Raw genomic sequence first — 22,251 nt, 5'->3', positions numbered from 1 at the left:
AAGAATTATGGCACGTAAACGTATTCGTGAAGAGGAAGATGCAGCGATCGATATGACGCCGATGCTAGACATCGTATTCATCATGTTGATCTTCTTCATCGTAACCACCTCTTTCGTAAAAGAAGCTGGTATTGACGTGAACAAGCCAGAAGCAAGTCAGGCGCAGAAGAAACCTTCTGCCAACATCTTTATCGCGATTCGTGCGAATGGCGAAGTATGGATGGACAAGCGTATGGTTGATGTGGAGCGTGTAGGCGCAAACATCGAACGTCTCTTGGCAGAACAGCCAACTGATATCGTAGTGATTCAGGCGGACAAAGAAGCCAAACATGGTGTTGTCGTTGAAGTCATGGATCAAATTAAGGAAGCGGGTATTGACAAGATATCCATAGCCGCAGAGGACGATTAATATGGTGCGCTTTATAGTATCGTTACTATTAGGTGCTGCAGCTACGTTCCTTCTGTTCGCTTTTATGGCGTTCTTGATCAGCGGGGGCGATGGGCGAAATGCACCGCCTCCACCTTCATCGGTGATTGAGATTGTGACAGCGCCGCCGGATAGTGAAGTGGATCAGCGTCGTCGTACGCCGCCACCACCGCCGCCGCCGCCAGCGCAGCCTCCAGAGACGCCGCCAAACGAACCGGACAATTCAGACAATTCAGGTCTGAACATGGACTTAGGCTTTGATGTCGACGTTGGTGGAACTGACACTGGTTTTGATGCAAGTGGCGCGATGATGCGCGATGGTGAAGCAACACCTATCGTTCGTATCAACCCGCGTTATCCACCTGCGGCTGCTCGTGACGGTTTAGAAGGTTGGGTACTGTTGCGCTTTACGATCGACGAAACTGGTGGTGTAACTGACGTAGAAGTGATTGATTCAAACCCGCGTCGCGTGTTTGACCAAGAAGCACGTCGGGCACTACTCCGTTGGAAGTACAAGCCGAAGGTTGTTGATGGCAAGGCGGTTCGCCAGCCAGGGCAGACCGTACAGCTCGACTTCAACCTGGATCAGGAGTAATGAAGATGATGCACAAAAAACTCTCTATGTTGATTAGCGCGAGTCTATTGTGTGGTGCTGTAGCGATGGGTTCTCCTGTCGCTACCGCGCAGGACATCAATTACAACTTGCCGTCAGCGGAACAGATTGAAGCACGTAAAAATAACCGCAGTAACCGAACTGTTTCTGAACGCATCGGTCGCCGTATCATGAATGCCTACGAGCTTTACAGTGAGCAAGAAGACATTCAAGGCGCAATCGCTGTATTGGAAGAGTTGGATCCGAGTGATGAGTACGATGTGGCTTACGTCAATCGTTTCCTCGGTAACTTGTATGCAGCGAATGACCAGATTGAAGATGCAATGACGCGCACACGTCAAGCAGCGGAAGCCGATGTCTTAGGTTGGAACGACCAAGCAGCAGCACTTAAACTTGCTGCCGACATCAGCTTGCAGCTGGAAAACTATCGCGACGCATTGAAGTACTACAATCAGTGGCTGCAGTTTACTGGTGAAGCTGATCCTGATGTATTTTTACGTATTGCTAACTCGTTCTACGAGTTGAAGCAATATGACAAAATCATTCAGGCAGCAGACATGGCAATCGCAAATTACGAAGAGCCAAACAAGAACCCATATGTTCTTAAAGTCGCTTCGTACTATGAGCGCAAAATGTACTCTGATGCTATCGACGTTTTGGAAGCAGGCTTGGCAATCATGCCTACGGAAAAAACCTGGTGGAGTCAGTTGGGCATGATGTACATGCTTGAAGAGAAAATCGACAAAGCATTACAAACGCTTGAAATTGCCTACCTTGCAGGTTACTTGGATAAAGAAAGCCAAATCAAAGCAGTCATCCAATTGTATGCCAACAACGGCATTCCGTTTGATGCAGCTGAGTTAATGGTAAAACACTTAGAAGCAGGCGATGTAGAGAAAACTGCTCGTCATTACTACAGTGCAGCCAGTAACTATGAGATGGCACGTGAATATGCACGTGCGGCTGATTTATACCAGCTTGCAGCTGATCTAGAAACTGACCGCGCTGAGAAAGCAAACTACTTCCGTCGTAAGGGCACTGCCCATTTGCGTGCTGAAGAGTATGCTGAAGCAGCTAGCGCCTACTTGAAAGCGCTTGATTTTGGTTACTCAGAACCGGGTGATGTTTACATGTCACTCACTGAAGCTTACTTCTATCAAGACAAATTCAGCGAAGCGTTGAAGTATGTTAAAGAAGCGCAGCAGTATAGTGAACAACGTCGCAATGCGCGCAGCTGGGAATCTTATATTCGCAGCAAAGCGAGCAACCGTGGTATTTCACTGTAAACTAGACGTGTAAAAAGTCTGCAAAACCCCGCTCTGGTAGCGGGGTTTTTTTGTCTTTTTGAGCTATAGGTTTTTTTGTCTTTTTGAGCTATAGTAGAGGTGTTCCAAAACCGAACAACAAGGGGTTAAGAAAATGAACAACATGAAAAAATCTGTAGCCGTTACTGTTGGTGCACTGTTAGCTGGTGGCATGACATTGTCAGCAACAGCCAATCCTTTTAGCTACTCTGATCTTGGTCCTGGCTACCAGCAGGAAGAGCAGAAAGAGCGCGAAGCTAAATGTGGCGAAGGTAAGTGCGGCGAAGAGCACAAAGCCAAAATGAAAGAAACGGCCGATGAAAAAGCCAAAGAAGGCAAGTGCGGCGAAGGCAAATGTGGTGAAGGCAAGTGCGGTGAAGAGCACAAGGCCAAAATGAAAGAAAAAGCCGATGAAAAAGCCAAAGAAGGCAAATGCGGTGAAGGCAAATGTGGTGAAGGTAAGTGCGGCGGACAGTAGGCCTCGGTTTACGTCGCGAATTTCTCGCTGAAGTACTACAACAAGCTCCCAAAGTCGGTTTTTGGGAGCTTGCGCCGGAGAATTGGTTTCCGCGTGGGCAAACCGCGTATCGGCAACTTGATGCGATTCGTGAACAAGCGCCATTAACCAGTCACGGCTTATCCTTATCTATCGGCAGTCCTGACCCGCTGGACGTTCACTTCGTTCAGTCCGTAAAACAGTTTCTCGATCGTTTTAATATCGAAATGTATAGCGAACATTTAAGCTATTGTTCGGCGCAGGGGCAACTCTATGATTTATTACCTATTCCTTTTACGGAAGAGGCAGTTGAGCACGTGGTTGAACGCATCAAACAGGTGCAAGACATTCTCGAGCGGCCTTTGGTCTTAGAGAACGTTTCTTATTATGCCAGTTTTGCCAATGAACTGAGTGAGCTCGCGTTTATTCGAGCGGTGCTTGAGAAAGCAGATTGTTCTATGTTGCTCGATGTCAATAATGTGTTCGTGAATAGCGTCAATCATGGTTACGACCCTTACGCATTTATTCAATCGCTGCCAAGCGAGCGTATCGTTTATGGCCATATTGCTGGACATGATGAAGAATACGATGATCTTTTCGTTGACACCCATGGTGCTGATGTGAAGCCAGAAGTTTGGAAATTATTGGAGTTCGCGTACCAATGTCATGGTGTATTTCCAACTGTGCTTGAGCGTGACTTTAATATTCCGCCGTTACCGCAATTGCTCAATGAAGCTTCGAAAATAGCGAAAACCCAAGAGTTCTTTACCCAGCAAGAGCATGTGAATGTCATTTAAGGATCTACAAGTCGACTTTGCAAAGTGGTTGCGTGATCCACAAAGTGACGCCCAATTCGCAGCTATTGAACCTCGCCGTCTAGCTATTTATAAGCGTCTCATTCATAACAACATTAAGCAGTTTCTGCGCAATGGGTTTCCAGTTTTACAAAAGGTACTGGCGCCCGCTCAATGGCAACAACTCGAACGTGATTTTATCGCTCAACATCAAGCAAAATCACCGTTGTTTTCACAAATCGGGCAGGAATTCGTCGATTTTCTCGCACATTATTTACCGCTCCAAGGAAATCCACAACAAACAGATTTTCCGCCTTGGACCTTTGAACTTGCGCATTATGAACGGATTGAGGTCGATGTTCGATTCAAAGCCTTGGGAACCGAGTGGCAGCCATTAGCCGCCGTCGATGAAGATACTCAGTTAAACCTGAATCCAACAGCTTATCTTGGTATTTATGATTTTCCAGTGGCGCGCATTAGTCCTGATTACCAACCAAAGTCTAAGCCAAATGAACCGTACTTTGTGCTGGTTTATCAAGAGCTAAATGGTGATGTTAAATTTCTCGAACTCAATCCACTCACAGCGTTTGTGGTCGAACAATTACAGCAAAAACCGCTTACTCTTACGCAACTTTTTGAAGTTATCAAAGTCCAATTTACTAGCTTTGATCAAGCAGTTTTGCAGCAAGGCTTGCAGCAGTTGGTTGTAGATTTTGCTGAGCGCTCGCTGTTGTTGTCGCGGCCATAATCGAGTATGATCCGCCGCGCAAATTATCGCCGTTGTTAAGAGGATACCCTTATGGCAAATAATGAAGAATTCCGTGACTCATCAGGTTCCTTGATGGGAGTGCTGGCAGTCTTAGTGGTACTCGCAGTTCCTGTATTGCCAGCTACGTTGCAATGGATTAAACATCTCACCGCTTAAATAAGGCTCAAAGGCTTATTATGTCGCTTAAATTATTGCTGGTTGAGGATAAACCAGCGACACGCGAGAGCTTGTTAGCGATGCTTGCTGACACGCCTTTCGTTGTCACCTGTGCCAATGATGGCTTAGATGGTTTGAATCAAGCAAAGGCGAACACCTTTGATGTGGTGCTGGCCGATCATAAAATGCCATTACTTGATGGCCTGAATTTAATTCGCAATCTGCGTAGCCTTAGCGCATACAAACATAAACCTCTATTGCTGATGACCACGCAAGATGTGCAGCAAATTGAGGAGCAAGCGCGTCGCTCAGGTGCCGATTTATGTTTGGCGAAGCCAATTGAACGCGAGCGTCTGTTGGAGTTGCTCGCAGACCTTTGGCAGACTATGCAAATCTCAATGCCACCGCCTACAGCGTCTGACGTGCGTTCTGCTGCATCATGAAGGTAAATCCTGCCGATTTTATTCGGGCTATACCGGACTTTCCCAAGCCCGGTATTATCTTTCGTGATATTACACCGTTATTGAGTAACGCAGAGGCATTGCGGGCAACTATCGGACATTTCGTTGATCGTTACCAAGATCAAGGGATCACTCAGGTGGTGGGCATGGAAGCACGCGGTTTTATTTTTGGCACGGCGTTGGCCCATGCCTTAGGTGTAGGTTTCGTGCCACTGCGCAAACCAGGTAAATTGCCTGGTGCAACGCTAAAACAAAGTTATGCGCTTGAGTACGGCGAAGATACTCTCGAAATGCACAGTGATGCGCTTACAGCCGCAGATAAAGTCGTAATTATCGACGATTTGTTAGCGACCGGGGGAACCGCCCTTGCGGCCGTTCAGTTGGTTGAAAAAAGTGCCGCACAATTACATGAATGTGCTTTCGTCATTACCTTGCAAGCCTTGCCAGGCGTGAAACGACTTGATGAAGCTGGAATTCCACACTATACCCTGTGCGAATTTTAGGGTAACGTAAGCGCATCGTCTAATAACAAGGAAATATGCATGAGTTACCAGGTGCTCGCGCGCAAGTGGCGGCCTCGTAAATTTGCTGAAGTCGTGGGGCAACAACATGTGTTGAAACCCCTTATGAATGCGCTGGAAAGCGGACGACTGCACCATGCTTGGTTGCTCACCGGTACCCGCGGCGTAGGTAAAACCACTATTGCGCGTATACTGGCGAAAAGTCTCAATTGTGAGCAAGGCATCACCGCTGAACCCTGTGGTAGCTGTGGGGCTTGTAAAGCGATTGACGACGGCCGCTTTGTTGATTTGCTTGAGATTGACGCCGCCTCGCGCACCAAAGTTGAAGACACCCGCGAATTACTCGATAACGTGCAATATAAGCCGACTCATGGGCGCTACAAAGTTTACCTTATCGATGAAGTTCACATGCTCTCTCGGCATAGTTTTAATGCTTTGCTGAAAACGCTAGAAGAGCCGCCTGAACACGTTAAGTTCTTACTTGCGACGACCGATCCGCAGAAGCTGCCGATAACTGTGTTATCGCGCTGCCTGCAATTCAACTTAAAAGCGCTCGACAGAACCGAGATCAGCAGCCATTTGGCTGAAGTTTTGCAAGCCGAAAATATCGCCTTTGAAACTAACGCCTTGCAAGCGCTTGCACGCGCCGCGCGCGGTAGTATGCGCGACGCGCTCAGTTTAACTGATCAAGCCATCGCGCAGGGTGAGCAGCAGGTGACCATGGCCGCTGTACAACAAATGTTGGGGGCGGTGCCAAGTTTTGAGCTAGGCACCTTACTCGAACAAGTACTTACTGGGAATGGTGATGGGCTGTTGCAAAGTTTGTCGCGTATCGCTGGTCAGGTCCCCGATCTCAGCCAGCTATTAGGAGAGCTGCAAAACTATGTGCATCAATTGGCATTGTTTCAGGCCGTGCCGGCAGTCGCTGAAACACTTGACTTAAATGCTGAAGACCAACACTTAGCGCAGCAACTTCCAGCTGAATTGTTGCAAGTCTATTACGATATTTTGCTGCAAGGCCGCCGCGATCTGCATTACGCAGCTGATGTGCGTAGTGGGGTTGAGATGTGTTTGCTGCGGATGATGGCTTTTCGACCGAAACAACTGACGTTGCAAGAGCGTCGACCTGCTGAAATAACGGAAGCCTCGAAAGTTGCTGCAACGCCAGCACCCGAACCAAAAGTCGAAACTCAACCGCAAGTTGAAGCTGAGTCGCAAGCAGCGCCAGAGCCTGCGGTCGCGCCAAACAGTCCAACTGATGGCTTAGCCGCGCTGTTGGCGACGCGCGAGCAGTTGCAGCAAAAAAAAAATCCTGAACGACAGCTAGCGCCAACCGAACCTCAAGCAGCAGAGCAGCAAGCCTCAGCCGGTCATGAGAGTACGCTAGTTGAACCTAAGGCTGAACCAGAACCGCAGTCAGAACCAGAAGTCACGCATGTGGTGGCTGAAGATGGCGAACTGCAGCTCCCAGCAATACCGGCCGAGACCCGTAGTGCCGCTGAAATTGATAAGTGGGCGGCGTATCTCGATAATTTACAACTGGATGGTCTAGCGCGTCAGTTGGCCCGTAATAGTGTGTTGTTGAAGACGCCGCGAGGTTTTGAGCTCGCAGTGCGAGAAGCCTGGCAGCATTTGCTCAATGACAATGGTGTGAACGCTATTAAGCAAGCATTGCTCGAGCATTTACAGCTCGAACTGCAAGCGGTTTACTTGAAAAACACCACGCAGCCCACACCATTTGAGTTGCAGCAAGCGATCGATCAGCAGCGGTTACGGCAGGCAGAAGCTAAATTAGCGGCTGATCCGCACGTGCAAGCAATAACACAGCATTTTGGTGCGGAGTTGATTGCCGACTCCGTGAAACCACTCTAATCAAATGAAGAGGTAGATATGTTTAAAGGTGGATTGGGCAATATGATGAAGCAAGCGCAGCAAATGCAAGAGCGCATGCAGAAAGCCCAAGAAGAAATAGCCAAGTTAGAAGTAACCGGCGAAGCGGGTGCGGGTATGGTTAAAGTCACTATGCTCGGTAACCATAACGTGCGCCGCGTTGAAATCGATCCTAGCCTGCTTGCTGACGAAGATGATCGTGAAATGCTCGAGGATTTGATTGCGGCAGCCTGCAACGACGCAGTACGTCGCGTGGAACAGACCACCAAAGAGCGTATGGCTGAAGTGACCGGCGGCATGAACTTGCCTCCTGGCATGAAACTGCCGTTCTAATCGTTATTGAATAGGTAAAGGTAGTTCTGATGCGGTTAAGTCCAGCCATTAGTGAATTGATTCGCGCCCTGCGCGTGCTGCCCGGGGTTGGTCCGAAATCGGCACAGCGGATGGCGTTTCAAATACTTGAACGGCAGCGTGAGGGTGGTTTGCAATTGGCGAAAGCGCTCAACGACGCGGTCGAAAAAGTTGGCCATTGCAGCGATTGTCGCACCTTGACAGAACTAGCGGTATGCGAGATTTGCGTAGATGAACAGCGCCGTGCTAGCGGCCTGTTGTGCATTGTTGAAACGCCAGCCGACGTGCTGGCGATTGAACAAACTGGGCAATACCAGGGCAGCTATTTTGTGTTGATGGGGCACCTGTCGCCACTTGATGGTATCGGCCCTGACGATATTGGCCTTGATGTGTTAGCGCAACGTTTAGCGAAAGAACCGATCAGTGAAGTCATTCTCGCGACCAATCCGACGATTGAGGGCGAAGCAACTGCACACTACATTGCTGAACTTGCGCAGCAACATCGGATTGCAACTTCGCGTATCGCGCACGGCGTTCCGGTCGGCGGTGAACTTGAATACGTCGACCAAGCGACGCTTGGACACGCCTTTAGCGGCCGTAAACGATTGCAATTCGATTGAAATAAACGCTTGAAAAACTAACCATCGCCCCCATCTTTGCCCTAGTGTTCATAAACAATAGTGTAGGAGAGATGACCATGGCGGAGACCCGTCAAGCGGAAACCTATGGGTTTCAGACAGAAGTGAAGCAACTGCTTCACTTGATGATTCATTCGCTTTATTCCAACAAAGAAATCTTCTTACGCGAGCTCGTGTCCAACGCTTCTGATGCGGCGGATAAGCTACGCTTCAAAGCGCTGAGCGATAACAGCCTGTTGGCTGACGACAGCGAATTGCGGGTCCGAGTCAGTGCCGACAAAGATGCTGGCACTATTACCATTAGCGATAATGGCATTGGCATGACCCGTGACGAAGTGATCAATAACCTCGGTACTATTGCCAAGTCAGGTACCGCAGAGTTTTTCAGTCAACTTTCCGGCGATGAAGCCAAAGATAGCCGTTTAATCGGTCAGTTTGGTGTGGGGTTCTATTCAGCGTTCATTGTTGCCGACAGTGTCACAGTGCGCACTCGCGCGGCCGGAGCGGCAAGCAATGAAGCGGTTGAGTGGCATTCGAAAGGTGAAGGTGAGTTTGATCTGAAAGCCATCGAGAAAGCACAGCGCGGCACGGATATTATCTTGCACGTACGCGATGACGCCAAAGAATACCTCGATGAATTCCGTTTGCGAGGCATTATCACGAAGTATTCCGACCATTTGAGCATTCCGGTGCAAATGCCTGAACGTGATGACGATGGTAAACACAAGGAATGGCAAGCGGTGAATACCGGTCAGGCGTTATGGACGCGTGACAAGGCCGACATTAGCGACGAAGAATACAAAGAATTCTACAAAACTGTAGCCCACGATTTTGAGGACCCACTACTGTGGAGCCACAACAAGGTTGAGGGTACGCAGGAATATACCAGTTTGTTGTATATTCCGAAGCGCGCACCGTGGGATTTGTGGAACCGCGAACAACAACACGGTATTAAGCTATACGTGAAGCGGGTTTTCATCATGGACGATGCGCAACAGTTGATGCCGACTTACCTGCGATTTGTCCGCGGTCTGATGGATTCCAATGATTTACCGTTGAACGTATCGCGCGAAATTCTGCAAGACAACAAGATTACCCGCGCAATGCGCAACGGCAGTACCAAAAAAGTGCTCAGTATGCTCAGCAAGCTAGCCAAAGACGAGCCTGAAACCTATCAAGAGTTCTGGAATACGTTCGGTACTGTGCTGAAAGAAGGTCCGGCGGAAGACCACGCAAACCAAGAGAAAATCGCGAGCTTGTTGCGGTTTGCTTCTACGTATGAAGATAAATCTGAAGCTACGGTTAGTTTGGATGCTTATCTTGAGCGTATGCCAGAGAAGCAAGACAAGATTTATTATATTGTCGCTGACAGTTATGAAGCTGCGCGCGATAATCCTGCGTTGGAAATTTTCCGCAAGAAAGGTATTGAAGTCTTGCTACTTTCGGAGCGCATCGATGAGTGGTTGATGAGTCACCTCAATGAGTACCGTGAGAAGCAATTCCAGAGCGTTACACGTGGCGATCTCGATTTGGGTGAACTTGACGACGCTGAAGACAAAAAGCAGCAAGAAGAGCTGGAGAAGTCGTTTGAAGCGCAAATCAAACGGTTCGAGCAAGCGCTTGGAGATAAAGTTAAAAGTGTTCGAGTGACGCATCGCTTGACCAACTCACCGGCGTGTATCGTGACTGACGATAACGACATGAGTACGCAAATGGCTAAGTTGATGGAAGCGGCAGGGCAAAAAGTACCGGAAACTAAGTACATTTTTGAGCTAAATCCGGAGCATGCTTTGGTCAAACAAGTCAGCACCATCAGCGATGATGCAAAGTTTGCCGAATGGGCGCAGTTGTTGCTTGATCAAGCAACACTTGCGGAACGCGGTAGTCTGAAAGATCCAGCCCAATTTGTCAGTCGTCTCAACCGACTGATGATGGAACTTACTGGCGCGTAAAAAAACTGAGCAATGCCGACCAAAGTCGGCATTGCTCGGACTTGTATTGCACGCCTCTAAACGGTAAAGTTCGACCTAATTCAAAACGCACACCCATCAAACAGGAAAAGAGGTTGTAAATGCGCATCATCCTATTAGGCGCGCCAGGCGCCGGGAAAGGTACTCAAGCGCAGTTCCTAATGAAAACCTTTGGGATTCCACAAATCTCAACAGGTGACATGTTAAGAGCTGCAATTAAAGCGGGTACCGAATTAGGCCAACAAGCAAAAGCCGTTATGGACGCTGGTAAGCTTGTTTCTGATGACATCATGATTGGTCTAGTGAAAGAGCGCATTGCGCAACCAGATTGCCAAAATGGCTTTTTGCTTGATGGTTTTCCGCGTACCATTCCGCAAGCCGATGCGATGCAAGAAAACGGCATCGAAATCGACGTAGTGTTGGAATTTGATGTGCCAGACGATGTGATTGTCAAGCGCATGGCTGGCCGTCGCGTACACCCTGGTTCAGGCCGGGTCTATCATGTCGATCACAACCCACCACAAGTGGCAGGGAAGGACGACGAGACTGGTGAAGACTTGGTTATTCGCGACGATGATAAAGAAGCGACTGTGCGTAAGCGCTTGGCAATTTATCACGAACAAACCGAGCCATTGGTGAATTATTATCGTAAACTAGCGGAGCAAGGTAAAACCAAGTTCCATAAAGTGGATGGCACCCAAGACGTTGATGCAATCAGCACAGAACTCGGTGCATTGCTTGGCTAATAGCTAGGTTAACCACAACACATAATAATCATGGAAGCCCACCTTGTGTGGGCTTTTTTATGGGAGAACAACATGGCATTAGAATTAGAAATTAGCTTACTTTATGCAGGCCTGCTGGCACTGTTGTACTTTGTCTTATCCGTTTTGGTGATTCGCCTGCGTTGGCGCGATCGCGTTGGTATTGGCACTGCAGATTCAAAAGATTTGGAGGTAGCAACCCGCGTGCATGCAAACTTTGCCGAATATGTGCCGTTTTTGTTGCTGATGTTAGTTCTCATGGAGCTTACTGGTGCCGGCCCCATCTTGTTGCATGCACTGGGTAGCTTGTTGTTCATTGCCCGCGTTGGCCATGCCATTGGCTTGAATAAGAGCGTTGGTCCATCTTTTCCGCGGACGGTCGGTGTGCTGGGTACCTTTATCGTGTTATTGGTGCAAGCGGGCTACATGATTGGTTATGTGATCGGTCGAGTCGTATGACAGCGCGTTCGGAAACTATGCCATTGCCGCAGGGTTTTTATCGCTATGGCACAGCAACGGGGGCCAAGATCTTGCTGCTGCATAGCTCACAAAGTAATAGTGGCCAGTGGCGTGAACTGATTCAACGCCTTACGCCTGATTATGATGTACTTGCGGTCGATCTTTTAGGTTACGGCAAGGCACCAGCAGCAGAAGTCGAACACAGTGATGCCTTTCGTTTTACTGATGAGGTACCACGTATTCTCGACGGCGTATCGACGTTGTGGGGAGATACGCCAGTCATCTTGGTGGGGCATTCTTACGGTGGTGCTTTGGCGCTTAAGTTAGCGTTGGAAAAGTTATTGCCAGTAAGCGCAGTTGCCGTGTATGAGCCGGTGGCTTTTCATATTCTCGATGCCAAAGATCCAGCACGGGCAGAAATCGAGACCATAGCAACTGAGACTGACCAAGCCGATGCCATGTTGAGTACCGAAATCTTTGTCGACTATTGGAATCGAGCGGGTTACTTCCGTGCTTTGCCAAATAAGGTGCAGCAACTGATGGCGAGTCAAGCACACAAAGTGTCGATGGATTTTGCTGCACTCATGGGTGAACCGCATAAGTTGGTCGATTATCGATTACTCGATTGTCCGGTGCTACTGCTGACCGGCAGCGAATCACGCTTAAGTGCGCAAACGGTAGCAGCACAATTACAGCAAGTTTTACCGCAGGTAAAAGTCGAGCAGGTCAGCTGCGGACACATGGGACCGTTAACCCACCCACAATTAGTGAACCCACTGCTGGTCAGATTTATTCGCGATCATGCATCGGCGGTTGCAGAGGTTGACGGTGACTAATTCATATAAAGGTGCGCGGGCGCAGTTTGCGTTATGGCGTGAACAGACCGACTTGGTTTATCTGGATAGCGCAGCCAGCTGTCAAGTGCCTGACGCTGTGCTAGAGCGCTATCTAGGATACTACCAATTTGAGCATGCCAATGCGCATCGCGGTAATTATCCTTTGGCACAGCACGCCACGCACCTGCTGGAGGGTGCGCGAATGCAATTGGCGGATTGGATCGGCGGTACAGCCGATGCGCTGATCTTCACGAGTTCTGCCACCCACAGTCTTAATTTGCTCGCCAATGGCCTACAGCTCGATTGGCAAGCAGGCGATGAGATTGTCGTCACGCGCGCGGAACATCACTCCAATTTACTCCCTTGGCAGCGCCTTGCTGAGCGCCACCAATTGAAGTTGCGTTGGCTTGATTTGGATGCCGAGACCGGCGCCTTGCAAGACGATTGGCAAGCGCAGATTGGTCCGCGTTGCAAATTGCTAGCGATGACACTTGCCAGCAATGTCACTGGGCAATTATTGCCAGCCGCTGCGGTTGTCGCTTATGCCCAAAGTCAGGGCGCTATTACCGTGGTTGATGCCGCGCAAGCGGTCAGCAGTGTGCCGTTAGATGTGGGTCAACTGGGTTGCGATGCGCTGACGTTTTCGGCGCACAAAATGTATGGCGTCACTGGCTGCGGTGTGCTTTACGCGACACCTGTCTTGCAAACCAAGCTGCAACCGCAATGGGTGGGTGGCGGTATGGTGCAGCAGGTCAGTGCCGAGCTGAGTCGGTATCTTGAAGGTGTACAGCAATTTGAAGCGGGTACGCCGAATACTGCAGCTATTGTTGCGTGCGCGCGTGCCGCACAGTGGCTCAGTGCGGAGCGTGCCGGTGGCTTGAATGATTATCTGCAACGACTCGCTCTTAAATTACGTGAGCAATTGAACCAACGTAGTTGGTTACGCGTACTACCGCAACAACAGCCGAGCCTACCGCTCATCAGTTTTTACAGTCCGGAGCTGCATGCATTTGACCTTGCGGCGGTTTTGGCCGAACAAAACATTGCCGTGCGTGCCGGTAGCCACTGCGCACAGCCTTTTTTACAGGCGCTCGAGCAACAAGCGGTGGTCAGAGTGTCATTAGGCGCCTATAATACGGCCGCCGACTGCGAGCGCTTATGCAGCGCGTTAGATGATGCCTATCAGCTACTGAGCTGATCGCCAAGCAAAGAGACCTGAAATGAGCCGTACCACCCCTGCAACTCGCCCCGATCATTGGTGGCTTGAGACGCAAAAACTTATCCGTTTGACCGGACCCATTTTGATTGCACAACTGACGCAAATGTTAATGAGTGTGGTCGATACGGTCATGGCGGGGCGGGTCAGCGCAACCGACCTTGCCGCAGTCTCCGTTGGCGGTAGTATTTGGTTCCCGTCGACCTTGTTGGTATTTGGCTTAGGCTTGGCGCTAGCGCCTATTATTTCGCATTTCGATGGCGCGCATAAACATCACAAAGTTGCCAACATTGTGCAGCAAGGCTTTTACGCTGCGGCGATTGGCAGTCTGCTTTGTGTCGCGGTGATCCTCTGTGCACCCTTGATCCTGAATGCGATGAACGTAGAGCCAGATTTTCGCAGCATAACCCTCGACTATTTGTTCTATTTACTATGGGCAGTGCCAGCTCTAGTGCTCTACATGGTCTTGCGCAATTTCTGTGAGGGATTGTCACACACCATGCCGTCACTGGTGATTGGTGTTATTGGCTTGCTGGTAAATATTCCGGCCAACTATATTTTGATTAACGGTAAATTTGGTTTGCCAGCACTAGGCGGTGCGGGCTGCGGTTTAGCAACAACCATCGTAATTTGGGTCATGGCTTTGAGCTTGCTGCTCTATGTTCTCTGGACCAAACGCTTTAAAGCAATCGGGGTATTTGCTAAGTGGTATAAGCCCGATTGGGATGACATTTGGTACATCGTACGTCTGGGCTTTCCTATTGCTACCTCGATGTTCTTTGAAGTCAGCCTGTTTGCCGCTGCGGCTTTGGTTATTGCTCCGCTTGGCGCAACTGTGGTGGCCAGTCATCAAATTGCCTTGAATATCTCGTCGCTGGTCTACATGGTGCCACTGAGTCTATCGATGGCGGTAACGCTGCGGGTTGGCTTTGCTTTAGGCGCCGGCAACCCAGCAAACGCCATGCAGAGCCATAAGTTAGCGACTTTTTATGGCATGACCTTCGCAGCTGTGAATGGTTTGATTATGTGGCTCGGTGGCGCGTGGTTAGCGAGTCTTTACACTAACGACACCGTGGTTATCAACGCCGCCGCCACATTGATGGGCTTAGCAGCCATTTTCACGCTGTCGGATACCTTCCAAGCGATAGCAATGGGTACCTTGCGTGGTTACAAAGACACTAAAGTCGTTATGCTGATTACCTTTGTGTCGTATTGGCCGTTCGGTTTGACCATAGGCATTTTGTTGTCACGCACTGATTGGATAGTGCCGGCGATGGGCGCACCGGGGATGTGGATTGGCTTTATTACCGGTCTTAGTGTTGCCGCCGTCTTGCTGACTTGGCGTTTGCGTCACGTTAGCCGCAACTACGTGACGCGCCAACAACGTCAAGCTAAGCCCGACGTTGTTGCAGAACCTGCAGCACTTGATTGAGTTCCAAGCCTTCGCTGTGTAACACCACCAACAGGTGATAGAGCAGGTCAGCACTTTCATTGAGTAACTCTTCGCGGTCGCCGACGGCGGCTGCAAGGGCAACTTCGACACCTTCTTCGCCAACTTTCTGCGCGGCACGTTTACTGCCTTGTGCGAGCAAGCGTTCGGTATAGCTTTTGCTGTCGGCATTGGCTTGGCGTTGCTGGACCACTCGCATAAGTTGCGCAAGCATTGGTTGCTCGCTGTGATCAGCGCTACTGAAACAACTCTCGGTGCCGAGATGACAGGTCGGCCCTTGTGGCAACGCCAAGACCAAAATACTGTCTTGATCACAATCGGTGTGCACACTGACCAGTTGTAAGGTGTGGCCTGAACTTTCGCCTTTGGTCCACAAGCGTTGCTTACTGCGACTAAAAAAGGTGACTTGCTCACTCGCCAAGGTCTGTTCAAGCGCTGCTTGATTCATATAACCTTGCATAAGTACGGTACCGCTGAACGCATGTTGCACAATCGCCGGTACCAAGTCCTGTTGTTTGGCAAAGTCGATACTCTGCAGGTTCGCTTGGGTAATCTTCATCATCAACGTCCTGTAGTGGGGTTAGCCGGTAATGCGCATGGTGATCTGTTGCTGCTGCAAAGCACGCTTGAGATCAGCGATGGGGACAATTTGTTTATGGAACACCGAAGCGGCGAGCGCGCCGTCGACATCTGCTTGTAAAAAGACATCGGCAAAATGCGCAGCTGCACCGGCGCCACCAGAAGCAATCAATGGTACTGGACAAATGGCACGCATCGCACGTAGTTGTTCAATATCATAGCCATTGCGAACGCCATCTTGATTCATACAATTGAGGACGATTTCACCAGCGCCTCGGGCGACCACTTCTTTGAGCCAATCAGCGGTTCGCCAACGCGTCTGCTGACTTTTACTCTCGTCGCCGGTAAATTGGTAAACCAGATAGCGGTCGGTGGCAGCATCGTAAAAACTATCAATACCAATGACCACACACTGCTGACCAAACTCATCAACCAGACGGTTGATCAAATCCGGATCGCGCAGCGCTGGGGAGTTGACCGAAATTTTATCGGCGCCCATAGCGAGTATCGTTTGCGCTTGCTCGACAGAGCTAATACCGCCCGCCACAGTGAACGGAATATCAATCACGCGAGCAATACGTTCTACCCAGGATTTATCGACTACGCGCGCGTCCGACGATGCAGTGATATCGTAGAACACGAGTTCATCGGCGCCTTCGGCGGCATAGCGGGCTGCTAAAGGCTCAATCTCACCAATGATTTCGTGATTACGAAATTGTACGCCTTTGACCACTTGCTCATCGCGCACGTCGAGACATGGGATTATGCGTTTGGCCAACATGCGAATGCCTCCTCGAGGGTGAATTTTCCGGTTAACAGCGCTTTGCCCAGAATGGCACTATCGCAGCCGATGGCCTGCAGCGCACGCAAATCCTCGAGTTGTGCGGCACCGCCAGAGGCTTGAATGACGAGCTGCGGATACTGCTGTTTGAGGCGCGCATATAAATCGGTGTTGTAACCGCTCAACATGCCATCTTTTGCAATATCCGTGCACAGCACGTGCCGCAAACCATAAGGTAAAAAGCGTTCGATGGCTTGTTCTAAGGTGAGTTCGGAGGTTTCTTGCCAGCCGTGCGTGGCAACATAGGCCTTGCCGTCAGCGGCAATGCTGACGTCCAACGATAAGACAATGGCGTCACTGCCGAATTCTTGTAGCCAAGCACTGACTAATTCGGGTTGTTTTACCGCCAATGAGCCAATCACCACCCGTTGAACACCTGCGGCAAATAGCGCTTCGATGTCACTACGTTGACGAATGCCGCCACCGACTTGCACGTGCATCGGTAATTCGCGGGCGAGACGCTCAATGGTTGCGACCTGACGTTTAGCTGGGTCACGTGCACCATCAAGGTCGACAACGTGTAGCCATACGGCGCCAGCTGCTGCGTAAGCTTGGGCGATGGGCATCGGGTCACTGGCGAAGGTAGTCTGACGGGCAAAGTCGCCTTGTTGTAATCGCACCACCTCGCCGTTGATTAAATCAAGCGCGGGTATCAGCATCGCTTAACTCCATAAAGTTTTTCAAAATTTGCGCGCCAATGGCACCTGAGCGTTCAGGGTGAAACTGCGCGCCAAAAAAGTTATCGCGGCGAATCATCGCGGCGAAGGTTTGTCCATAGGTAGTGCTGGCACTAGTGTAGTCGTCAACGGCGACCGCATAACTGTGCACAAAATAGCAGTACGCAGGCGCTGCAATACCACCTAGTAACGGATTATCACCGACTGCAGTTAGTGTATTCCAACCCATGTGCGGCAACGGTTGTCCTTGGCTGTCCAGCGGCACAGTGCGCGCAGGAATGACATTCAGACAGTCAACATCCCCTTCGGCCGACCAACTGGTCAGCAACTGCATGCCCAGACAAATACCCAGCACCGGCTGTTGTAACGCGCGTAGCGTCGGCACCAATTCAAGTGCTTGTAAGTTACGCATCGCCGCTTTGGCGGTGCCGACACCAGGCAAGATAACCTTGTCAGCGGCTTGTATGCGCGCGGCGTCGGCAGTCACTTCAGGTTGGTAACCGAGACGTTCAAAAGCAAATTTGACCGACGACAAATTGGCACATGAGGTATCGACAATAACTAAACTCATGCCAACATACCTTTGCTCGATGGTAATTGCTGATTGCCAGTACGGGCCACAGCTTGGCGCAGGGCTCGTCCGAACACCTTAAATAGGCTCTCAACCTGGTGGTGTGAGTTGCCTTCAGTGGTCGACAAGTGCAAAGACACCGCCATGGCATCGGCAATGGAACGGAAAAAGTGGCTGACCATTTCAGTGCTTAATTCACCGACTTCCGCGCGACTAAATTGCGCGTCAAATTGCAGGTATGGGCGACCCGATAAGTCAATCAAACACTCTGCGCGACACTCGTCCATCGGTAAGGCAAAGCCAAACCGGCCGATCCCACGCTTATCGCCCAATGCTTGGCGCAGCGCTTGGCCGAGGGCAAGGGCGGTATCTTCAACGGTGTGGTGTTCATCAATGTGCAGATCACCGGTGACCGCGATGTCCAGCGCAATCCCGCCATGGGTAGCAATCTGATCGAGCATGTGGTCGAAAAAGCCAATACCGGTGCTAATGCTGTTAGGCCCAGCGCGATCGAGGTCGACGCCGATGCGGATTTCGGTCTCTTTGGTAATACGTTCAACCCGCGCAGTACGGGGCTGATCGAGCAATTGGTGCTGAATTGCACGCCAGTTCAACTGTGAGCGGTCGTAGCGTAAGCCACGAATGCCCATATTGGCAGCGAGCTGCATGTCGGTTTCGCGATCCCCAATAACATACGACTTGCCGAAATCAATCTTGCCTTGCTGCAAATAATCACTGACCAAGCCGAGTTTCGGCTTGCGACAACTACAATTATCGCGGTCAAAGTGTGGGCAAATCAGCACATCATCAAAACGCACGCCCTGCGACGTGAATATTGCCATCATCAGGTCGTGTGGTGCGTCAAAATCTTCTTGCGGAAAGCTATCGGTGCCCAAACCGTCTTGATTTGACACCATAACCAGCCGATAGCCAGCAGCTTGTAGGGCTAACAGAACTGGAATGACATCCGGCTCAAAGACTAATTTGTCGATGCTATCGAGTTGTTTATCGATAGCTGGCTCTTCTACGAGGGTGCCATCGCGGTCAATAAATAAAATGGGTTGTCCACTCATGCGGGTAACACCTCAAATAATCGGTCCATCTCTTCGGCACTGCCGATACTTATGCGAACACAAGGGCTGAGGCCCGGTTGGCTCGACTGATTACGAATCAGCACGCCTGCTTGCTGACATTGTTGCACTATTGCAGGGGCATCGGCGACTGAAATCAACACAAAATTAGTGGCCGAGGGCCAGATTTTCTCCACCCACGCTTTGTTTTGCAGTACCTCAAGTAAACGAGCGCGTTGTTCAAGGGTAGCTGCAACTTGTGCCTGCATCGACTGAATACCCGTAGCACTAAGGGCTGCGGTGGCACCGCTAATGGTTGGTTCTGGCAACGGGTAGGGCGCAATGACTTTGCGCAAGATATCCATCACCTCGGGCTGGCCGATGGCAAAGCCACAGCGCAGTCCAGCTAGACCAAAAGCTTTAGATAGGGTACGCAATACGACTAGCTGTGGATAGCGAGCCAGCCAATCACTGATCTGTACTTGCGCAGAACTTTGTTCAATAAACTCAACGTAGGCTTGGTCAAGCACGACCAATGCCTGCTGTCCCACGCCTGCAAGCAATTGCTCAAGTGCGCCGCTGTCGACTAAATTACCAAGCGGGTTTGAGGGGCTGCAAACAAAGATAAGCTTGACCCGCGGCTGTTGCGGATCACGCAGCCGTTGCAGCATACTCGCTACGTCTAGTTGTAAGCTGTTGTCCGCACTGGCAATGAGTGGACAATCAGCAACCGCAGCGCCTTGCGTAGCGGCACTAATAGCGTACATGCCATAAGTTGGCGTGGTGATCATCACGGCATCATTTACCGGTTCACAGAACGCTCGAATCAGTAGGTCAATAGCCTCATCGCTGCCACGGCAACTTAAAACTTGCTCACTCTTTAACCCAGCGTAGTCGGCGTAGGCCTGATTCAGTGCCGCATTTTGGAAACTCGGATAACGGTTCCACTCTGGTGCTTCTGGAAACGCCGGTGTTAGCGGGGCTTCATTGGCGTTCAGCCAAGTTGAGCCGCCGCTCATACTGCGTCGTGCTGACTGATATGGCACCAGCTCGGCAAGGTGCTGGCGTTGCAGTTTATTGACGAATTCTGCACTCATATGTCTTGCTCCAAACGAATGGTGACCGCACGCGCGTGGGCATCGAGGCCTTCCGCCTCGGCTAAACCGACAATTGCTTGTGCTAGGCCGGCTAAGCCATCGCGAGTCGCGCGTTGACTGGTATAACGACGATAGAAGTCGAGCAGACCCAAACTACTCACCGTGTTGGCAAAACCATAGGTAGGCAGCACGTGATTAGTGCCAGTGGCATAGTCGCCGCCCGATTCTGGTGTGTACGGACCAATAAATAACGAACCGGCGTGAGTTAGCTGCTCAGCAAGCGCGTCGGCATTTGCGGTTTGTACTGACAAGTGTTCTGGCGCGTAATCTTGGCTGATAGCGACAGCCTCAGCTAAATCCGCAACCTCAATCAAAGCACTATTGGCCAGTGCCTGCCGTGCTATGTCAGCCCGCGAGAGGGAACTTAGCTGCTGATAAAGTTCATTTTTAACCGCTTCGATTTGACTTGCCGCGGGACTCAAGAGCACCACTTGTGAATCGCTGCCGTGTTCGGCTTGTGATAATAAATCTGCAGCGACAAAAGCTGGGTTGGCATCGGCATCGGCAATCACCAGCAACTCAGAAGGGCCGGCTGGCATATCAATAGCGGCACCTTGTGGGTCTTGCGAGACCATTTGTTTGGCGGCGGTAACGTAACTATTGCCCGGACCAAAAATTTTGTTCACCTTGGCAATCGATTCGGTGCCGTAGGCGAGTGCAGCAATTGCTTGTGCACCACCGCAACGATAGATCTCAGTGATGCCGCACTTTTGCGCAGCATATAAAATAGCGGGCGCGAGATCACCGTTGGCGTCGGGCGGGCTTACCAGAACCACTCGCTGACAACCGGCAATTTGCGCTGGGATGCCCAGCATAAGCGCCGTCGAAGGCAATACCGCGGTACCGCCCGGCACATATAAACCCACCGCTGATAGCGGCGCATAGCGCATTTGGCATTCAATCCCCGGCGCTGTTTCCACGCTGATCGCTTGTGGTTGCTGCGCTTCGTGGAAACGGCGAATGGTGCCATAGGCGGTATCAATGGCTGCTTTCGTTTCCGGTGCGAGCTGTTGCACTTGTGCAGCGATGCGTTCCGCCGGATAGCGTAACTCAGTCAAATCTGGGCAATCGAATTTTTGCGTTAAGCGAAGCACAGCGGCATCGCCTTGCTGGCGCACACTTTCGACAATTTCATTGACGCTTTGCGTTAACGCCGCCGAGACCTTTTGGGTCGGCCGCTGCAATAGTGCTTGTTGTTGTGCAGTATCGAGTTCAGACCAAACAAAGCAACGCTCAGCGAGGTTCAATGTTGTATCGCTCATGACTTACCCCAGCATTTTTTCAATCGGCAGTACCAGAATTGAGCTACAGCCAACGGCTTTTAACTCTTCCATGGTTTCCCAAAACAACGTTTCGGTGCTCACCACGTGTACGGCGACCAATTTGTCAGTGTGGGTTAGCGGTAGAATTGTCGGATCTTCGGCACCCGGCAACAAGGCCACGACTTGCTCAAGCGCAGCGCGCGGAGCGTGTAACATGATGTATTTGCTTTCCCGCGCCATTTGTACGCCATCAAGCCGTGGCAACAATTGGTCGACCATCGCTTGCTTGGCTGCATTAAGTGGCTCTGGGCGCTGAATGATTTGCGCTTGGCTGGTGAAAATCACTTCTTTTTCGACCAAGCCGTTGGCTTCTAGGGTGGCGCCGGTGGAAACCAAATCACATACTGCATCGGCTAGACCGGCACGCGGTGCCACTTCAACGCTGCCGGTTAAAATAGCGGTGCTGGCATTAACGCCTTGCTTTTGCAGGTAATCTTGCAGCAAGTACGGATAAGTGGTGGCAATGCGCTTACCTTCGAGATCCTGCACGCCGTTGTAGCTGTCTTCTTTTGGCACCGCCAATGACAGACGACAACCACCAAAGTCTAATGAACGTAAACGTTTCACAGCGGCTGGTAATTTGGTCGCGACACGCTCTAAACGCACTTCTTCGAGTACGTTTTCACCGATGATACCAAGGTCGACAACGCCATCCATGACCAAACCCGGAATGTCATCGTCACGCACGCGAAGTAAATCGATCGGTTGGTTGCTGCTGTGCGCCAGCAAGCGTGCTTCGTGCAAGTTGAATTTGACCCCACAGGCTTGTAGCAAGCTAAGTGATTCTTTACTTAAACGTCCTGATTTTTGAATCGCAATTGTTAAACGTTTGCTTGAAGTATCGACAACCATAATCTTTTTAAACTCCTATAAAAAAACCCCGAAAGGTTGCCTCTCGGGGTTCTTGAAATGGTGAAGG

At 50.5% G+C, this 22,251-nt stretch carries 26 protein-coding genes; 18 read left to right on the top strand and 8 right to left on the bottom strand.

Annotated elements, in window-relative coordinates; genetic code table 11:
• The first annotated feature begins 7 nt into the window (after positions 1 to 7).
• The 18 genes from IDAT_RS07550 (at position 8) to IDAT_RS07470 (ending at position 15,097) form a co-directional block, all read left to right on the top strand.
• The gene (locus IDAT_RS07550; protein ID WP_034732452.1) at positions 8 to 409 is read left to right on the top strand and encodes an ExbD/TolR family protein; all 402 of its coding nucleotides are present in this window, start codon (positions 8 to 10) and stop codon (positions 407 to 409) included.
• Between the two features lies 1 nt (position 410).
• On the top strand, positions 411 to 1,022 hold the full coding sequence (locus IDAT_RS07545; RefSeq protein WP_034732450.1) for an energy transducer TonB: 612 nt from the start codon (positions 411 to 413) through the stop codon (positions 1,020 to 1,022).
• A gap of 5 nt (positions 1,023 to 1,027) precedes the next feature.
• The gene (locus IDAT_RS07540; protein ID WP_244441614.1) at positions 1,028 to 2,326 is read left to right on the top strand and encodes a tetratricopeptide repeat protein; all 1,299 of its coding nucleotides are present in this window, start codon (positions 1,028 to 1,030) and stop codon (positions 2,324 to 2,326) included.
• 142 nt (positions 2,327 to 2,468) lie between these two features.
• The gene (locus IDAT_RS07535; protein ID WP_341871924.1) at positions 2,469 to 2,822 is read left to right on the top strand and encodes an HvfA family oxazolone/thioamide-modified RiPP metallophore; all 354 of its coding nucleotides are present in this window, start codon (positions 2,469 to 2,471) and stop codon (positions 2,820 to 2,822) included.
• Entirely contained in the window at positions 2,807 to 3,637 is an 831-nt protein-coding gene (locus tag IDAT_RS07530; protein ID WP_034732446.1) for an HvfB family MNIO-type RiPP peptide maturase, read from the top strand. Before IDAT_RS07535 ends, IDAT_RS07530 begins: the two co-directional genes overlap by 16 nt.
• Positions 3,627 to 4,382: an HvfC family RiPP maturation protein gene (locus IDAT_RS13005; protein ID WP_051986652.1), complete on the top strand. Its 756-nt coding sequence runs from the start codon at positions 3,627 to 3,629 to the stop codon at positions 4,380 to 4,382. Before IDAT_RS07530 ends, IDAT_RS13005 begins: the two co-directional genes overlap by 11 nt.
• Positions 4,383 to 4,433: 51 nt before the next feature.
• A complete protein-coding gene (locus tag IDAT_RS13555) occupies positions 4,434 to 4,559 on the top strand; it encodes a hypothetical protein (RefSeq protein ID WP_280113582.1) in 126 nt (41 codons plus the stop codon).
• Positions 4,560 to 4,579: 20 nt separating this feature from the next.
• The gene (locus tag IDAT_RS07520) at positions 4,580 to 5,002 is read left to right on the top strand and encodes a response regulator (protein WP_051986651.1); all 423 of its coding nucleotides are present in this window, start codon (positions 4,580 to 4,582) and stop codon (positions 5,000 to 5,002) included.
• Positions 4,999 to 5,523, top strand: coding sequence for an adenine phosphoribosyltransferase (locus IDAT_RS07515; RefSeq protein WP_034732444.1), 525 nt, complete (start codon positions 4,999 to 5,001; stop codon positions 5,521 to 5,523). Before IDAT_RS07520 ends, IDAT_RS07515 begins: the two co-directional genes overlap by 4 nt.
• Before the next feature lie 39 nt (positions 5,524 to 5,562).
• Positions 5,563 to 7,413, top strand: coding sequence for a DNA polymerase III subunit gamma/tau (dnaX, locus tag IDAT_RS07510; RefSeq protein WP_034732442.1), 1,851 nt, complete (start codon positions 5,563 to 5,565; stop codon positions 7,411 to 7,413).
• A gap of 18 nt (positions 7,414 to 7,431) precedes the next feature.
• On the top strand, positions 7,432 to 7,764 hold the full coding sequence (locus IDAT_RS07505; protein ID WP_034732440.1) for a YbaB/EbfC family nucleoid-associated protein: 333 nt from the start codon (positions 7,432 to 7,434) through the stop codon (positions 7,762 to 7,764).
• Between the two features lie 29 nt (positions 7,765 to 7,793).
• Entirely contained in the window at positions 7,794 to 8,402 is a 609-nt protein-coding gene (gene recR / locus IDAT_RS07500) for a recombination mediator RecR (protein ID WP_034732439.1), read from the top strand.
• A 77-nt stretch (positions 8,403 to 8,479) separates the two neighbouring features.
• Positions 8,480 to 10,372, top strand: coding sequence for a molecular chaperone HtpG (gene htpG, locus IDAT_RS07495; RefSeq protein ID WP_034732437.1), 1,893 nt, complete (start codon positions 8,480 to 8,482; stop codon positions 10,370 to 10,372).
• A gap of 119 nt (positions 10,373 to 10,491) precedes the next feature.
• Positions 10,492 to 11,136, top strand: a complete 645-nt coding sequence (gene adk, locus IDAT_RS07490) for an adenylate kinase (protein ID WP_034732436.1) — start codon at positions 10,492 to 10,494, stop codon at positions 11,134 to 11,136.
• A 72-nt stretch (positions 11,137 to 11,208) separates the two neighbouring features.
• Entirely contained in the window at positions 11,209 to 11,613 is a 405-nt protein-coding gene (locus IDAT_RS07485) for an MAPEG family protein (protein ID WP_034732435.1), read from the top strand.
• Positions 11,610 to 12,449 (top strand): alpha/beta fold hydrolase, encoded by an 840-nt coding sequence (locus tag IDAT_RS07480; protein ID WP_244441613.1) that lies wholly within the window; start codon positions 11,610 to 11,612, stop codon positions 12,447 to 12,449. The genes IDAT_RS07485 and IDAT_RS07480 overlap by 4 nt, the downstream gene beginning before the upstream one ends.
• The gene (locus IDAT_RS07475; protein WP_051986650.1) at positions 12,442 to 13,647 is read left to right on the top strand and encodes an aminotransferase class V-fold PLP-dependent enzyme; all 1,206 of its coding nucleotides are present in this window, start codon (positions 12,442 to 12,444) and stop codon (positions 13,645 to 13,647) included. The genes IDAT_RS07480 and IDAT_RS07475 overlap by 8 nt, the downstream gene beginning before the upstream one ends.
• A gap of 22 nt (positions 13,648 to 13,669) precedes the next feature.
• Positions 13,670 to 15,097: an MATE family efflux transporter gene (locus IDAT_RS07470; protein WP_051986649.1), complete on the top strand. Its 1,428-nt coding sequence runs from the start codon at positions 13,670 to 13,672 to the stop codon at positions 15,095 to 15,097.
• Here the strand turns inward: IDAT_RS07470 and hisIE are convergent.
• Genes hisIE through hisG form a run of 8 tightly spaced genes read right to left on the bottom strand, consistent with a single transcriptional unit; the run spans position 15,057 to position 22,184 of the window.
• A complete protein-coding gene (hisIE, locus tag IDAT_RS07465; protein ID WP_051986648.1) occupies positions 15,057 to 15,674 on the bottom strand; it encodes a bifunctional phosphoribosyl-AMP cyclohydrolase/phosphoribosyl-ATP diphosphatase HisIE in 618 nt (205 codons plus the stop codon). The genes IDAT_RS07470 and hisIE overlap by 41 nt on opposite strands.
• Positions 15,675 to 15,695: 21 nt before the next feature.
• Positions 15,696 to 16,475, bottom strand: coding sequence for an imidazole glycerol phosphate synthase subunit HisF (gene hisF, locus IDAT_RS07460; RefSeq protein WP_034732433.1), 780 nt, complete (start codon positions 16,473 to 16,475; stop codon positions 15,696 to 15,698).
• The gene (hisA, locus tag IDAT_RS07455; protein WP_034732432.1) at positions 16,457 to 17,194 is read right to left on the bottom strand and encodes a 1-(5-phosphoribosyl)-5-[(5-phosphoribosylamino)methylideneamino]imidazole-4-carboxamide isomerase; all 738 of its coding nucleotides are present in this window, start codon (positions 17,192 to 17,194) and stop codon (positions 16,457 to 16,459) included. The genes hisF and hisA overlap by 19 nt, the downstream gene beginning before the upstream one ends.
• The gene (gene hisH / locus IDAT_RS07450; protein WP_034732431.1) at positions 17,175 to 17,783 is read right to left on the bottom strand and encodes an imidazole glycerol phosphate synthase subunit HisH; all 609 of its coding nucleotides are present in this window, start codon (positions 17,781 to 17,783) and stop codon (positions 17,175 to 17,177) included. The genes hisA and hisH overlap by 20 nt, the downstream gene beginning before the upstream one ends.
• Positions 17,780 to 18,856 carry a bifunctional histidinol-phosphatase/imidazoleglycerol-phosphate dehydratase HisB gene (gene hisB / locus IDAT_RS07445; protein ID WP_034732430.1) on the bottom strand — a complete coding sequence of 359 codons (1,077 nt, stop codon included), beginning with the start codon at positions 18,854 to 18,856 and terminating at the stop codon, positions 17,780 to 17,782. Before hisB ends, hisH begins: the two co-directional genes overlap by 4 nt.
• On the bottom strand, positions 18,853 to 19,950 hold the full coding sequence (gene hisC, locus IDAT_RS07440) for a histidinol-phosphate transaminase (RefSeq protein WP_034732429.1): 1,098 nt from the start codon (positions 19,948 to 19,950) through the stop codon (positions 18,853 to 18,855). Before hisC ends, hisB begins: the two co-directional genes overlap by 4 nt.
• Positions 19,947 to 21,272 (bottom strand): histidinol dehydrogenase, encoded by a 1,326-nt coding sequence (gene hisD, locus IDAT_RS07435; protein ID WP_051986647.1) that lies wholly within the window; start codon positions 21,270 to 21,272, stop codon positions 19,947 to 19,949. Before hisD ends, hisC begins: the two co-directional genes overlap by 4 nt.
• Before the next feature lie 3 nt (positions 21,273 to 21,275).
• Positions 21,276 to 22,184 (bottom strand): ATP phosphoribosyltransferase, encoded by a 909-nt coding sequence (hisG, locus tag IDAT_RS07430; RefSeq protein WP_034732428.1) that lies wholly within the window; start codon positions 22,182 to 22,184, stop codon positions 21,276 to 21,278.
• Positions 22,185 to 22,251: the final 67 nt, after the last annotated feature.

This window comes from Pseudidiomarina atlantica (assembly GCF_000753735.1).
GTDB classification, from domain to species: Bacteria; Pseudomonadota; Gammaproteobacteria; order Enterobacterales; family Alteromonadaceae; genus Pseudidiomarina; species Pseudidiomarina atlantica.
Note: the sequence above shows the minus strand (reverse complement) of the source record. Positions and strands in the feature narration are given on the sequence as shown.